Here is a 15,338-nt window from a genome sequence, read left to right as displayed (position 1 = left end):
AATATTTGTCAAAGGATGAAGTAGAGTGAACAAATTAATCTTAGTAATAATGTCGCTGATTTTTATTCTTAGTGCTTGTAGTGGTAGAGATTTATCCAATGTAAAAACATCTCTTTATGGTCATTGGATAGATGAAGAATCTGCAACACAGTACTATATTAGTGAAGACAGCATTATACAAGTTAATGAAGAGGGTCAAAAAGATAAAACCTATAAAGTATTAGATTATGATGAAGTAATGAACATGATAAAAATACGAGAAAAAGACGAAGAAGGTAATAGCTTTGTTACGGAAATTGTATTCGATGATGATAAAAGAGAATCAGCACAGATATTACTAGATTTGTCTACACTAGAATTTGCTAACGAGGATATTGACTCCGACATGTTGGACACAGTTGAGATGTTGCAACAAAAAATCATTCAAGCTAATGCAAAGTCATTTGAATATCAGTGGGAGTATGTTGATGATAAACAAGAACCATAAAGATGAAGAGAGCAGGGAGAGAAATCCCTGTTTTTTATTTGTTTTATTATCATGAACAGTGAAAAAGAGTCTATCAGCCACGCAAATGTATGGAAAATACGTCACGTGCAATTTGGAATAAAATAATGATAATAGAGATGATTTCTACGTGTGAGTAGTACGGGGGTATTAAAGACCAAATAGGTTGATGTTTATAGTCATAGACATGGTAGCACATCCGCTCCTACACGTAGTTAGCAATTTAAAAGCGTCAAAATACAATTTCGTGTATTTGACGCTTCTTTTAGTTTATAAGCTGTGTGCTAGCTGTCTATCTAATGGATAAAATTGAGTTTTTATCATAAAATATATTTTTGCATTTCTATAGTATCGAAATATGTATTATTTCCATACATAAATTAAGGACATTTTACCTAAAAGATGTACATGAAACATACAAAAAAACAAATAAAAGTTTTGATTTTGGTATGAAATGTATACTGTAAACGGGCAGTATAGACATAATAGAAATAAATATAATAAATAGATAAAGAGAATATTGGTCGCTTCGCTCTATACTATCTAATTGCTTACGCAATCTATTTCGTTGCTTCGCAACGTAGGGCTTCGCACTATTACACCAGAATTAAATGATAATTATCATTACTACATTTTTTTGCAAAAATCAATAAGATAGTAGCATGGAATTTGAAAAAACTTGACTTTTATGATATAATATGATATATGAATTGGTTTGTTGATTGTGTTGACAGCCATTCTATAGTTAAAAACGGTAATAATTTTCCTATCAAAAGTCAGAAGAAGGGAGGTTGAACAATTGACTGTGAAAGATTTTTTCTTTTGTTATAACAGAACGGTTATGATGTATTTGAAAAGAAAAGGATTTAAATTTTTATTATGTGCGTATCATGAAACATCGTTACAAAAATATTGGATGTTTTTGAGGACACCAGAATTAAGTAAAGCTTTAGATAGCTATAAACAAATTAATTATGAAATGGGTTAAGCAAAAGAAAGGAAATAGGCAAGATGAAAATGAATGAACAATCTAATATCGTACTACCAAATGTAGCATTTGCTTGGGGGACAAAGTATCATTTGACTACGGATGAATTTTTACTTTATGTCCATCTACAATTTATGAAACAGATAGGGCAATGGAATCAAACAATAACTTCTATTGATATGTTAATCCAAAACTTGGGATTACAGACCAAGAATAAACAACGTGATAAAGCAGAAGTTATTACAAACCTTAGAAGTTTAGAAAAAAAGGAGTATATAAAAATAGACTGTGATGGGGATATTAAAAAAGCCTTTTTCACAGTAATGCAAGTACAGGAGTTATTGTCTCCTGAATTTATTGTTGAAATATATGAGGAAGGAAAAAAACGTATATTTAAAGGATTTACAAAATTATCTGGTAAACTTTATAATCTTGCAAACAATGATGGTAGAGCTTTAATGGTAATAGCTTTTATAGAGTGGAGGAAGAGAATCAAATACGATGTACCTAAATCCGAATGGGTTAAAGTATTAGGTATTGCTAAATCAACTTTAGAAACCGCATTTAAAGACTATGAAAAAAGATTTTTACGTATTGTAAAAGGTGAGTATTACCAAAATGAGCAAGGTGAAATCAGACAAGAAACAAATTCTTATGCAGTGATGGATAAAGACAAATCTTCTACTAAACTTGAAGAAACAGTCGAAAAATATAAAGTTGAAAATTACCTTGATAAGATGCGAGAAACAGTCACAGACAATGATATAAGGAATGATAAAAAAATTTTTATGCAAATTTTTGATAGGAAAACATATATAGAATTTGAAGGTTATAGAGCATGGAAAGAAACGAATTGCGAATATGTTAAAAGAGAAGGTCAAAAGAAAATTGACAAAATGTTAGCAAGCAAAGTTAAAGATGGTTATGCGGGCAAAGTAGTAGTGCGATTAGAAAGTGAATATCAAGAGTATATTGAACTTCGAAAGAGACAACATGATACGGTAGAACTCATGTCTCAAAAACATTTGGAAGAATTGGAATCAATGGATGGGGATACAAATGTTACGGATAAAACATTAGAGATTGTAACTTCATATATAAAAAAAGATAAGAGTGATGTAGATTTAACAGCCTTCTTAGATGATTATTGAAAACATGGATTAGGTAAGTTATCAAAATCTAAATATAAGGGTTTTGGAATTTTTGATTAGCCTTATATAAAACACAAGAACATATATAATGCGAATCAAGCATTTCAAACATGAAATTTATTCAGCCCTTACATTGAAGTAAGGGGTTTTTTTTGATAAAACATACTATCAAGCTACAAAGGATGTAGCAACATTAATGGAAATCTATAATCACTCATCACAAAAGACAACATTGCGCTATATTGGGATAACAGAGGAATCAATTGAAAATAGCATTAAAGGTGTATCTTTCTTCTGATTTATAGGGTGAATCTTATCAGATGCAAAAGTGTTACCTTCGGTATTTATCCTTTGATTCATAAAAATGAAATCAGAAGAACTTTATCAAAAGGTGAAATATAATATTGAATTTCAAGAAGTGGAAGAAGATAATGGTATTGAGGTAACAGATGTAATTCGTGGATTAAATTACTATAATTGTGTTTTTATTTTAAATAGTTGTATGTAATAGGGAATAGATTGTTAGCCAGTTGAACTAAATAAATGTTAAGGAGGAATGGATGAAATGGTATTAAAAAAATTGACCTTAGAAGATTGGAAGCAATTTGATAAAATTCAGTTTGATTTTCACCCACGAGTTACAATTATTACAGGAGCAAATGGTGCGGGCAAGAGTTCTGTTTTAAGATTAATTGCACGGCAACTAGGTTGGGGTTATGAGGAAGTTGCAAGTGTATTTCTTAAAAAGAATAAAAGTATATTCTTAGCTGGTATAAACTTTGATAAAATAACAGAATTTACACGAGAAAATAAAGAATTAAAGAAAGTTTTGTATGATATGCAATCAAATTCTGAAAAATGGATTGATACAATTAAAGCTAATAATATAGTTATGGGCGAATTGGAAGTCGAAAAAGGCATTTTTAAATTTTATGTACCAGAAGAAGTACATTCAGCTTCGTATAATATAGAAGCACGATTTCAATATTTTAATGAAGAAAAAGAATTTAAGCCTTATGATGTAGATGGCATAATAAAAGGTGTGAACATTTCATCTCATCGTCAACCATATTCGTATGTAAGAGTAGATGAAATTCCTTTACATGTTGATGATACAAATAGTTTATATCGTCAATATTTAAGCTCGATTCAAAATAGAACCTTGAATAATAGATATAATAGTAATGATGAATCGCCTGTACAATATATGAAAAAATCGCTAATTTCATTAGCAATATTTGGTGAAGGAAATGCTTTAGTTGAACCTAATGAAGAATTAAAAGAAAAATTTTATGGGTTTACAAATATATTAAAATCAATTTTACCAAAACATATAGGTCTAAATAAAATAACTATTGAAGCAGGTGAAGTTGTTTTAAAAACGGATAGTGGTGATTTCCTAATTGATGCAGTTTCGGGTGGTTTAGGAGCACTGATAGATTTAGCTTGGCAAGTATTTATGTATGATAATGCTGATGAAGAATACACAATTATTATAGATGAAATCGAAAATCATTTACATCCCTCTATGCAAAGGGAAATATTACCTAATCTTTTAAATGCATTTCCGAAAGCTCAATTTATAATTAGTACACACAGTCCGTTTGTTGTCAACTCTATTAAGGAATCGTATGTGTATGCGTTGAAATATAATGATAAAAATAGAGTGGAATCGTTAAAGTTGGATTTTTTCAATAAAAACAATGATGCTTTTGATGTACTAAAAAATGTTTTGGGAGTTCCTGTTACTATGCCTCTTTGGTTGGAAAATGAGTTGGATAGTATTTTAAGTAATTTTAGTACAAAAAAACTAGATTTAGATTCATATAATCAATTAAAGCTGTATTTAAGCAATAAGGGTTTAGAGGAATACTTGCCTGAAATGCTTAAAAAATTTGAGGTGTAGAATTAATGATTGGTTTAAAAAAACTAAATAAGCCAGCTATTTTAATTCAAAATGCTAATGAATGGACAGAATTATATTTAGCATATAAGGAAGGAGATGAAAATGTATCTAAAAGGGTTGGGAGTAAGTATTCCCATAAGGAAGTTAAAAAAACTCTAATTGAGGAAACGCATGGTAAGTGTGCATATTGTGAATCAAAAATATTACATATCTCGTTTGGTGATATTGAACATATAGTTCCTAAAAGTGAAGTTCCTGAAAAGTGTTTTCAATGGGATAATTTAACCTTAGCATGTACAGTTTGTAATAATAACAAGAGAGATTTTTATGATGTTGACAATTTACTAATAGACCCTTATATTGATGACCCAAATGAACACTTTTATTTTGCAGGTCCAATGCTCATTGAAAAAACAGAGAAGGCTATTCTAACCCGTTCAAAATTAGATTTGAATAGGGCAGAATTGTTTGAAGATAGAACTCGATATTTAGAAAATTTAAGTGGATTTACTATGCAGATTCAAAGTGCTACAAATCCAGTTTTAAGAGAAGCTCTATTTGATGACTTTAGAAAAAAAGCAAAAATTGAACAAGAGTATTGTAAGATGGTTTCTGATTTTCTGGAGTTATTTGAATCAAAGTACAATTTATGTGAAACCTCATATACATTACAAAAATAAAAATGTTTGTAATTCACATAAAAATGCAGAAGGATAACAGAATGGTTTGTGAGAGTCATATGAAGCCAACTAAACAATTTAGTCAGTACCTATGAGTGTATATAAGAGTAAGCTCAAGCCTTGAGGAAGTAATAGAATAAGAGTGGGGATAAACTAAGTGTTTATCTCATTTTTTAATTTGATATTAGTTTTGGAATAAGATTAAATAAAGGTCTTAAGTTGTGGGTCATGTAAGTCGCATAAGTTCCCGTGGGGCTGAACGCCTATAAGAGGGAAGCTGATTCGTTCACTGAGAAAGGGTCATATTTCGTACATGCTCTTTTGTATGTTGATAGAGTTGCCAACTATTATTTAAGTTAGGGATTTCAACAGGATTACGTTGTGGTGATTGCTTTAGAAGTTGAGCAAGTGAAAGGCAAATCTAGTTTTAAAATTCGTAAAGGCAAGACAAAGAAGGAAAGAAAGGTTTATTTATATAGCTTAATGGCTGATATTGTTGATTACATAGAAACATTACCTAAAGAAGCGGTATACCTATTTGCTAGTCGTAAGGGTAGTGGTCATATTACAACAACACAAGCTTATCGTATTATTTCTAAAGCTGGTGATATGATAGGAAGCAATTCAATAGGTAAACATACAACAAGGAAGACAAAAAGAAATTTTATACTAATATATAAATATTTATTTATCATTTTAAAGAGGAGGTGTTTGTAATGTTAGAATTTGGTGCATTTTTGATACTAATAATTTTATTTGGGATTTTTTTTAATACAGTTATCATTGTGTGTAAAAGAATAAAAGTAAAAATAAATAGATATAGTGTTGATGAGAAAGATATATTTTCTTATCATTTGATTGATAATTGGGAGTTGGAATTAGAAAAAACTTTATATTTAAATACTATTGGTAAATGGTATATATGGTTGTTTACATTAGCTATGTGTTTAGTGACGATATATGATAGCCCATCAAAAATAAATAGTGAAAGTAAACTTTTTCTCTTAACAATGGGGATAGCTGTTATCGTTATATTATCTGGGATAATGTGGTTTTTACATAATTCAAGCTTTAGTGGGTTTGAAAAAATAGGTATGTATTTTATTAAAATAGGTATCTTATTTTCATTTACGATTGCAATTTTGGATTCCGATATTAAGACAGTTACATCTGTCGAAAGTTTATTTATAGGTATAGCAATTCCAGTTTTATTTTCATTTTTGATAATGAAAAGTGTAGTTGATTCTTTTAAAAATAATTATATTTTTCAAGTATTTAATTTCATTATATTAATACTATTATTAAATTTCTTCTATATAGGATTTAGGTTTGGTCTTTTTTATGGAGTTAACAATGATCAGTACCTAAATGCTAATGGAGAATTTATTTTTTTTCAAAAAGAAGATATTTACCAGTTAAATAGTAGTTCAAACTGGGGCTTAGAAGAAATTTTATTAGTTACATATAAAGGTATCAAACCTTTTTTTTCCTTTACTGAATTTAAAACTGGGAAAGATGTGATAGATTTTATACCTTTTTTTGAGTTTATTTTGGGTCACATATATAACTTGACTGTGATTGCCTTTTTTGTATCATATTCTGTTAGTAAGCTAATAAATAATCAAGAATTGAATAATTCATCGAAAAAAGTTATTGAATCTAAAAAGAAAGAAAAAGATAAGCAATAAAATTATATAAGAAGACTTATGCTTTTGGAAAAGAGCTATAAATTAGTTTATGATTTAGTACAATTAAAGTGAATAAATACCACGATAAAGGAGAATGACGATGCCTGTATATAATAAATTAGTACGAGATAAGATTTTAGAGATTATTGAAGCGGATGGATTAAAATATAATGCAAGAATTTTAGAACCACAGGAGCTTCTAGTAGAAGTAAAAGTAAAAATGATCGAAGAAGCTAAAGAGTTTCATGGAACAGATAATGTACAAGAAAGTATTGAAGAATTAGCAGATATTTTAGAATTAGTACATACAGCTATTAATGCATTAGGTGTAAGTTATGATGAACTGGAAGCGGTTAGAGGACAGAAGAAGGCTAAACGTGGAGGATTTGAAAAGGCGATTTATTTAATTGATGTAGAGGATAAGTAACCTATTTTCAATGGAGTGTTTAGATGAATAATTACTTAGACAATGATAATACTTTGGAATCGAATTTTCGCTCGATATACTTATTTGGTAGAAATGTTGCAACTTATAAATTTGCGTTTGCTAAAACATTACTTGAATTAGGTGAGAGTAATAAAAGTTTTGTGAGCTTAGAAGAAATATCCCCTATATTTGCAAAGTACATGTTAGAGCATATTAGGAACGGGAAACGACAAATAACAAGTCAGTCATCTAAGTTTATTAGTGCCTTGAATTTGTTTCATCAAAACCAAATTACGTGGGAACAGTTACTTGAAGTTACCGAAAAAGTAGGGTTTAACAATGTGATAGATGCCTTTCATAACATTCCTAATGGTGAGCTTGATAAAAAATTTTATGAGAAGTCCATACAAGGAAAGTCGTTAGGGATTACGTTGACTGATAGTATATTTATGTTGAATGGAAGCTCCCAAAAAGAAAATATATTAAGTGAAATTGAAGGTAGATGGAACTTAGTTGAAAACGCATGGACTGAACGAAATCCAAAACTAGAAGTTCAGTTTGATACAGACCTTGAGCAGTTTTTCTTTATAAAGCCTATGACACCACAGCAGTTCATGTTGTCTCATGAAAGAATAAATCTAACTTCTGCTAGAAAGCCATTAAACGGATATCAAAAGGGAAAATGCTTCTATTGCTATAAACCGATTTCAATTGAAAGTAACCAATTGAATACTTGTGACATAGACCATTTCGTACCGCTATCAACACAGTTCAACAGTACACATGATTTAGACTTAAATTGTGTTTGGAATCTAGTTCTAAGCTGTCAGGATTGTAATAGAGGTGAAGCTAATGGGAAGTTTGCTAGACTACCTGAAGACCCTCTTTTACAACGATTGTATAAGCGTAATGAGTTTCTAATTGAAAGCAATCATCCACTAAAAGAAACGATTATTATGCGAACAGGGAAAAATCCACAGCAAAGAGCAGATTTTTTAAAACTAATGTATAGACTTGCGGAGACCCTAAGTAGAGCAAAGTGGAAGCCTAAATTTGAGTATGACATTGGATTTTAAAATAGAGCAATGAAAAATATACAGGATGGTACTGTCTTTATAAAAATGTAAAGAGTCTAAAAGTTTACTTGCAAATAGATGACTTTATTATAGTGGGGATTTTTCCACTTCTACTTGCTAACATGGCAAAAAGTAATGTATAGTTACTAATTAATAGAAGGTAAAAGCTCGGTTCTAATTTAGTTTTTTTCGTTTATTTCAGAGAACCCATGATATTGGTGATTTCAGAGGCGATAGTTATCGTCAATTTTCTTGGTAGTAACCCAGGTACAATCCGTGGAGACTACGCAACAACTGTTTCTCACAACATCATCCACGGTTCTGACTCTCTTGCTTCTGCAGAGCGCGAAATCGGCTTATTCTTCGGTGAAGATTTAGTTTAATTTCGAATAGATCAAGCAATCTCAATTTTTTGAGATTGCTTTTTTATTGCGCAAAAAAGGGGAGGGATCATTCCGACGAATAATCTCTTACTAGAAACATATAGAATTGTTAAAAACTTCTTAGTCATGTACAATAAATAATGTAATATTCTGATAATTAAGTGAGGAATAGTTGAGTAGACTCGTCAATAAACTAAGAGGATGACGAGGAAAAGGGGTTATGGACATGAGAGAAGTGGTGATTGTAGCAGCTGTGAGAACTGCTATAGGAAGAAGTAAGGGCGCATTAAGTCAAGTTCGAGCAGATGATTTAGCAGCTGATGTATTACAGGAGGTTGTAAAGCGTGCAGGCATTGGTAAGGAACAAGTAGACGATGTCATTTTGGGGTGTGTGACGCAAACAGCTGAACAAGGGGCAAATATTGCGAGGACCTCTTTATTAATGGCTGGATTCCCCGATAGTGTGCCAGGTGTAACCATTGATCGTCAGTGTGGTTCAAGCCAACAAGCCGTGCACTTCGCAGCACAGGCAATTTTAGCAGGGGATATGGACATTGTCATTGCTGGGGGGGTAGAAAGTATGTCAAGAGTACCAATGGGCTCAAACATGCAACATGCCCATGCTAGTAACCGCTTACAGGAAAATTATGATATTATCCATCAAGGATTATCAGCAGAGAAAATTGCTTCCCAATGGTCTTTATCGAAAGAACAGCTAAATAGCTATGCTTATCAAAGCCATCAACGGGCGATTTCCGCCATTAGAGCGGGTCATTTCCAAGCTGAAATACTACCCATTCAAGTTCCACAAGAGGATGGCTCAGTGACAACATTTGCGGTAGATGAGGGTCCTCGTGCAGAAACTACCGTTGACATTTTAAATGGATTAAAAACCGTCTTTCAAGAGAATGGCGCGATTACTGCGGGCAATGCGAGCCAAATGAGTGATGGGGCCTCAGCTGTAGTCGTAATGGCATTGGATAAAGCGAGAGAACTAGGCATTCAACCACTCGCTAAAATTGTGACAAGAGTGGTCGTGGGCTCTGATCCGACATTAATGCTGACAGGGCCAATCGAAGCTACTAGAAAAGCATTAGAACGGTCAGGGCTCAACATTGAGGATATCGACACCTATGAGGTAAATGAAGCCTTTGCACCTGTGCCGCTCGTATGGCTGCATGAAATAGGAGGAGACCCACAGAAGCTCAATCCTGATGGTGGAGCCATTGCACTGGGACATCCATTAGGGGCAACAGGTACGAAATTGTTAACGACCATGCTCTATCGAATGGAGCGAGAGAATTATCGTTACGGCTTGTTGGCGATTTGTGAGGGAATGGGAATGGCCAATGCCACGATCATTGAAAAAATGTAAAAGGGGATATGTCTGATGAAGGAACATGAAGTGGTGGCAGTCGTAACAGGGGGTGCCTCTGGTTTAGGAGAGGCAACCGTTCGGAAATTAATAGGACAGGGTGGCAAAGCAATTATTTTTGATGTCAATGATGAGCGTGGACAAGCTCTAGTGGAAGAATTAGGTCAAAATGTCCTTTATGCACGAGTAGACGTCACAAAGGAAGAGGAGGTGGCGACTGGCCTTGAGCAGGCTATTGCAGCTTTTGGCAAGATCAATGTTGCAGTGAACTGTGCTGGCATTGCAGATGCGAGTAAAGTTATTTCGAAGCGTGGTATACACGCCCTTGCGTTATTTGAAAAAGTGATTGCTGTTAATTTAGTTGGCACGTTTAATGTCATCCGTCTAGTGGCAGAAAAAATGCAACATAATGAGCCAAATGAGGATGGACAGCGTGGCGTCATTATTAATACCGCGTCTGTGGCTGCATTTGATGGGCAAATCGGACAAGCTGCTTATAGCGCGTCAAAAGGTGGCGTAGCAGCCATGACGTTGCCAATTGCAAGAGAGCTTGCGGAAATCGGTGTCCGAGTGATGACCATAGCGCCAGGATTAATTGAAACACCAATGTTTGCTTCGTTACCTGAGCCTGCACGAACAGCTCTTGCTCAAATGACACCATTCCCTAAACGACTTGGAAAACCTTCGGAATATGCTCTTTTGGTTGAAAGTATTATCCACAATGGATTGTTAAATGGAGAGGTCATTCGACTAGATGGTGCCATTCGCATGCAACCGAGGTAACGGCAAAATCTAGTTCAAATAGTTTTTGTTTTGATTGTTTCTAAAATCGTAGATGAAGGGAAGCGGTATCATGCATATGATGGATACACCTTTATTATTAACAAGTTTTTTGAATCGTGCAGAACGATTTTTTCACTCAAAGAAAATCTATTCTCGAACAAGTGCCACTACTATTCACGAATTTACGTATAAAGAATATGTCAAACGGACTCGCCGATTAGCCGATGCTTTGACGAAACTAGGGATGGATCGAGGAATGAAGGTGGGCACATTTGCTTGGAATCACCATCGCCATTTGGAAGCCTATTTTGCTGTACCATGTGCAGGAGCAGTATTGCATATGATTAATATTCGATTATCCCCTGAGCATATTGCCTATGTCATCAATCATGCCGAGGATGAAATATTATTAATAGATGATAATCTGGTGCCACTAATTGCACCTATCGTCTCTCAGCTGAAAACGGTAAAGCATTATATCATTATGGGTGATGCTGTTGCAGTAGAAACTTTACCGATTCCAAATGCTCTTTCCTATGAATCGCTACTTGCGGAGGCAGATGAACATTTCACATTCCCAGAAGATTTAGATGAAAATACACCTGCAGGCATGTGCTATACCAGTGCAACGACGGGCATGCCAAAGGGAGTAGTCTATACACATCGCAGTATTGTACTTCATAGTTTAACAGCTGGTCTCGCTGACAGTATTGCAATTTGTGAGTCGGATGTGGTGTTACCTGTTGTGCCAATGTTCCATGCGAATGCATGGGGATTACCATTTGCCAGTGTCGCATTTGGTTCTACACAGGTCTTACCGGGACCTATGTTTACACCACAGCTATTGCTAGAATTATTTGATGTATATAAAGTTACATTGACAGCAGGTGTACCGACCATATGGCTGGGCGTTCTACAGGAGCAGCGTCAAAACCCTCGTGACCTATCGTCTATGCGATTAATTGTTTGTGGAGGTTCTGCTTCACCAATTGGTCTTGTCCGAGGCTTTGAGCAAGAACTTAATATCCCTTACATGACAGGTTACGGTATGACGGAAACCTCACCTCTTGTAAGCCTATCCACGTATTTAACACATATGCAGGACTATACGGCTGATGAAAAAATGAATGTTCGGATTACACAAGGTATGACGATGCCACTTATTGATACAAGGATTGTCAATGAAAATGGTGAAGTGCCTTGGGATGGCAAAACGATGGGAGAGCTTACGATTAGAGGACCATGGATTGCTAATGAGTATTATCAGGATGAACGAACGGAAGAGGCCTTTAAAGACGGCTGGCTCTATACAGGCGATATTGCTGTGATGACAACAGATGGCTATATAAAAATTACCGACCGTACAAAGGATTTAATTAAGAGTGGTGGCGAATGGATTTCTTCAGTAGAGCTTGAAAATGCATTAATGTCCCATCCAAAGGTCTTTGAGGCGGCTGTTATTGCCATTCCACATGAAAAGTGGTTGGAGCGACCATTAGCTTGTGTCGTAGCAAAGCCAGAGTTTAAGGGTTCGATTACAAAAGAAGAGTTACTAGAGAGTCTACAGCACCAATTCCATAAATCATGGGTTCCTGATGATATTGTCTTCATTGACGAGGTACCAAAAACGTCTGTAGGTAAATTCTTGAAGGCTAAATTACGAGAAGATTTAAAAGAGTATCGCATACAAGTCTAACGATAATGGATAGAATGAGGGTGGTGAAAAACTACCTTCATTTTTTATTGGAATAAATTCCTGAAAAATGAAACTATTTTTTCCATTTTGCCGTATAATCAAAATAACGAAAGGAAGTGAACGGATTGTCAATTGCCATTGTAGCGATAATTGGGGGCGTCATTATTTCTCTAGCTGGAATTTTTACAGACGCTCGTACTAGACAACAAAAAATAAAACTGAAGGCTGTTGAAAAAGAAGTAGAATTAGAAAAGCTTAGGTTAGAAACTTATACGATTGAAACAGAAAAAATGAGACTTGAATTAGAACAGTCGAAAGTATTACTTTTAGAGGAAAAACAAAACGTAAGAAAGTAGATTTGCATACATGAGAAAGACTATTTCAGGATTGGGACTTTTCCGCTATAATGGTAATACGACGCTAGAGGGGAAGATGACCATATGTCTGATTATGAACAGTTTATAGAAGGTATTAAGCGCAAAACAGGAATAGATTTAGCGTTATATAAAGAAGCGCAAATGAAAAGACGATTAACCTCTCTTTATGAGAAAAAGGGCTATCGTAATTTTGTAGACTTTCTAAAGGCACTCGAACAAGATCGTGATTTAATGAATGAATTCTTAGATCGTATGACGATCAATGTTTCTGAATTTTATCGCAATGGAAAGCGCTGGGAAGTATTACAAAAGAAAATATTTCCGAAACTTTTACAAACTAATAAGCGTTTAAAAATTTGGAGTGCGGCTTGTTCGACAGGAGAAGAACCATATTCTTTAGTAATGGTATTATCTCAATTGGTGCCTTTATCTCAAATTCAAATTATTGCCACTGATTTAGATGAGAATGTGATACAAAAGGCGAAGTTAGGTGTCTACCCTGAACGCTCTTTAGCCGAGGTCCCAAGTGATATTAAAGCAAAGTATTTTGAACAAGAAGGCTCCTTCTATCGCGTGAAGGATGAGATTAAGCGTTGTGTAACCTTTAAGAAACATAATTTATTGAATGACTCTTATGACGGCAATTATGATTTAATTGTTTGTCGCAATGTCATGATTTATTTTACAGAAGAAGCGAAAGATCAAATTTATAATAATTTTAGTAAAGCACTGCGCAAGGATGGCGTTTTATTTGTTGGATCGACAGAGCAAATTTTTAATCCAGCACGTTATGAATTTGATGTAGAAGACACGTTCTTCTATCGTAAAAATAATTAATAATATGGATGAAAAGCTTTGTACAAATGACACAATTGTACATAAAGTTGACCAAGCATTAAACATAGATAATTCATACGCTTTTCGCTTATCATAAGCAAAGGCGTATTTTTTATAAAATTTAGCTAGGTGTTTTTTATAACTTTCATTCAGAATATTCACATTTAGATCTATGAAAATGGTAACTACTTAAAAGACATTCGTAAAAGGACTGTTTTTTTAAAGAATATATGTTATAGTGAAAAATACATACTTTAGCGAGTTGAAGGGAGAAAGTGTTTATGCGCTACTTAACAGCAGGTGAGTCTCATGGACCCCAATTAACGACAATTATTGAGGGTTTACCGTCACTCTTACCCATTACAGCAGAAAAAATTAATCATGATTTAAAACGTCGCCAAGGAGGTCATGGACGTGGGCGCCGCATGCAAATCGAAACAGATACAGTGGAGATTGTAGCTGGTGTTCGTCATGGTCAGACACTTGGATCTCCTGTTGCACTCGTTGTCACAAATGATGACTGGAAGCACTGGACTAAAATTATGGGTGCAGAGCCATTAGCTGATGATATCAATCCTGAAGATATCAAGCGTCAAATCTCACGTCCTCGTCCAGGTCATGCAGATTTAGTTGGAGGCATGAAATATGGTCACCGTGATTTAAGGAATGTATTAGAGCGCTCCTCTGCGCGTGAAACAACTGTACGAGTAGCAGTTGGGTCTGTGGCAAAGGCGTTACTTAATGAACTAGGCATTTCCATTGTTGCACATGTTACAGAGATAGTGGGAATTAAAGCCGATACTTCTTTAATAGAAGGAAAAACAACAAAAGAAATTCGTGCAATTGTCGAAGCGGATCCTTGCTACTGTGTAGATCCAATCGCCTCTGCGAAAATGGTTGAGGCAATTGATGAAGCGAAAAAGGCCGGCGATTCGATCGGTGGTGTTGTAGAAGTCATTGTAGAAGGCATGCCAGCAGGTGTAGGTTCTTATGTACATTATGATCGTAAGCTGGATGCAAAGCTTGCTGCTGCTATGCTATCTATTAATGCATTTAAAGGAGTAGAGTTTGGACTTGGCTTTGAAATGGCACGTCGAAAAGGTTCTGAAGTACACGATGAAATCATCTGGTCTGAAGAAGAAGGTTATACTCGTGCAACCAATCGACTTGGTGGCTTAGAAGGCGGTATGTCAACAGGTATGCCAATTGTTGTACGTGGTGTGATGAAGCCAATTCCTACTTTATATAAACCATTACAAAGTGTAGATATTGAAACAAAAGAGCCGTTTAAAGCGAGTGTTGAGCGCTCTGATAGCTGTGCAGTACCAGCAGCGTCTGTAGTTGCAGAACATGTTATTGCCTGGGAAATAGCGAATGCAATTTTAGAGCAATTCCATAGTGATCAACTACCACAATTACAAGCTCAAATTGACGAGCATCGTCAATATACAAAGGGGTTCTAAGTT

The 15,338-nt window shown here is 34.6% G+C and carries 15 protein-coding genes and 1 pseudogene; all 16 read left to right on the top strand.

The features are described 5' to 3' along the window. Positions 1-25: 25 nt before the first annotated feature. The 16 genes and pseudogenes from ACMGGO_RS15565 to aroC all read left to right on the top strand — a co-directional run bounded on the left by ACMGGO_RS15565 (position 26) and on the right by aroC (position 15,335). Positions 26-487, top strand: coding sequence for a hypothetical protein (locus tag ACMGGO_RS15565; RefSeq protein WP_340810770.1), 462 nt, complete (start codon positions 26-28; stop codon positions 485-487). An 823-nt stretch (positions 488-1,310) separates the two neighbouring features. Further along, positions 1,311-1,493 (top strand): DUF5659 domain-containing protein, encoded by a 183-nt coding sequence (locus ACMGGO_RS15560; protein ID WP_257961492.1) that lies wholly within the window; start codon positions 1,311-1,313, stop codon positions 1,491-1,493. A gap of 23 nt (positions 1,494-1,516) precedes the next feature. Continuing rightward, positions 1,517-2,644: a hypothetical protein gene (locus ACMGGO_RS15555; protein ID WP_420282029.1), complete on the top strand. Its 1,128-nt coding sequence runs from the start codon at positions 1,517-1,519 to the stop codon at positions 2,642-2,644. A gap of 556 nt (positions 2,645-3,200) precedes the next feature. Next, positions 3,201-4,550, top strand: a complete 1,350-nt coding sequence (locus ACMGGO_RS15550) for an AAA family ATPase (RefSeq protein WP_420282028.1) — start codon at positions 3,201-3,203, stop codon at positions 4,548-4,550. A 5-nt stretch (positions 4,551-4,555) separates the two neighbouring features. Next, a complete protein-coding gene (locus tag ACMGGO_RS15545; RefSeq protein WP_420282027.1) occupies positions 4,556-5,230 on the top strand; it encodes an HNH endonuclease in 675 nt (224 codons plus the stop codon). A gap of 384 nt (positions 5,231-5,614) precedes the next feature. Further along, positions 5,615-5,947: a hypothetical protein gene (locus tag ACMGGO_RS15540; protein WP_420282026.1), complete on the top strand. Its 333-nt coding sequence runs from the start codon at positions 5,615-5,617 to the stop codon at positions 5,945-5,947. Next, positions 5,947-6,918, top strand: coding sequence for a hypothetical protein (locus ACMGGO_RS15535; RefSeq protein ID WP_340810777.1), 972 nt, complete (start codon positions 5,947-5,949; stop codon positions 6,916-6,918). Before ACMGGO_RS15540 ends, ACMGGO_RS15535 begins: the two co-directional genes overlap by 1 nt. Positions 6,919-7,018: 100 nt before the next feature. Further along, entirely contained in the window at positions 7,019-7,345 is a 327-nt protein-coding gene (locus ACMGGO_RS15530) for a nucleoside triphosphate pyrophosphohydrolase (RefSeq protein WP_312129793.1), read from the top strand. 23 nt (positions 7,346-7,368) lie between these two features. After that, positions 7,369-8,421 carry an HNH endonuclease domain-containing protein gene (locus tag ACMGGO_RS15525; protein ID WP_259950023.1) on the top strand — a complete coding sequence of 351 codons (1,053 nt, stop codon included), beginning with the start codon at positions 7,369-7,371 and terminating at the stop codon, positions 8,419-8,421. 194 nt (positions 8,422-8,615) lie between these two features. Further along, positions 8,616-8,804, top strand: a pseudogene (locus ACMGGO_RS15520) (nucleoside-diphosphate kinase); the annotation flags it as partial. Between the two features lie 226 nt (positions 8,805-9,030). Then, positions 9,031-10,179 carry a thiolase family protein gene (locus ACMGGO_RS15515; RefSeq protein WP_054550709.1) on the top strand — a complete coding sequence of 383 codons (1,149 nt, stop codon included), beginning with the start codon at positions 9,031-9,033 and terminating at the stop codon, positions 10,177-10,179. Between the two features lie 15 nt (positions 10,180-10,194). After that, positions 10,195-10,962 carry a 3-hydroxyacyl-CoA dehydrogenase gene (locus tag ACMGGO_RS15510; protein ID WP_048389823.1) on the top strand — a complete coding sequence of 256 codons (768 nt, stop codon included), beginning with the start codon at positions 10,195-10,197 and terminating at the stop codon, positions 10,960-10,962. Positions 10,963-11,032: 70 nt separating this feature from the next. Next, positions 11,033-12,658: a long-chain fatty acid--CoA ligase gene (locus ACMGGO_RS15505; RefSeq protein ID WP_048389825.1), complete on the top strand. Its 1,626-nt coding sequence runs from the start codon at positions 11,033-11,035 to the stop codon at positions 12,656-12,658. 125 nt (positions 12,659-12,783) lie between these two features. Beyond that, a complete protein-coding gene (locus ACMGGO_RS15500; protein ID WP_048389827.1) occupies positions 12,784-13,014 on the top strand; it encodes a hypothetical protein in 231 nt (76 codons plus the stop codon). Positions 13,015-13,098: 84 nt separating this feature from the next. Beyond that, positions 13,099-13,872 (top strand): CheR family methyltransferase, encoded by a 774-nt coding sequence (locus tag ACMGGO_RS15495; protein WP_048389829.1) that lies wholly within the window; start codon positions 13,099-13,101, stop codon positions 13,870-13,872. Positions 13,873-14,153: 281 nt separating this feature from the next. Then, the gene (gene aroC, locus ACMGGO_RS15490) at positions 14,154-15,335 is read left to right on the top strand and encodes a chorismate synthase (protein WP_054550710.1); all 1,182 of its coding nucleotides are present in this window, start codon (positions 14,154-14,156) and stop codon (positions 15,333-15,335) included. The last annotated feature ends 3 nt before the right edge of the window (positions 15,336-15,338 follow it).

This window comes from Lysinibacillus sp. BNK-21 (assembly GCF_048684915.1).
GTDB classification, from domain to species: domain Bacteria; phylum Bacillota; class Bacilli; order Bacillales_A; family Planococcaceae; genus Lysinibacillus; species Lysinibacillus capsici.
Note: the sequence above shows the minus strand (reverse complement) of the source record. Positions and strands in the feature narration are given on the sequence as shown.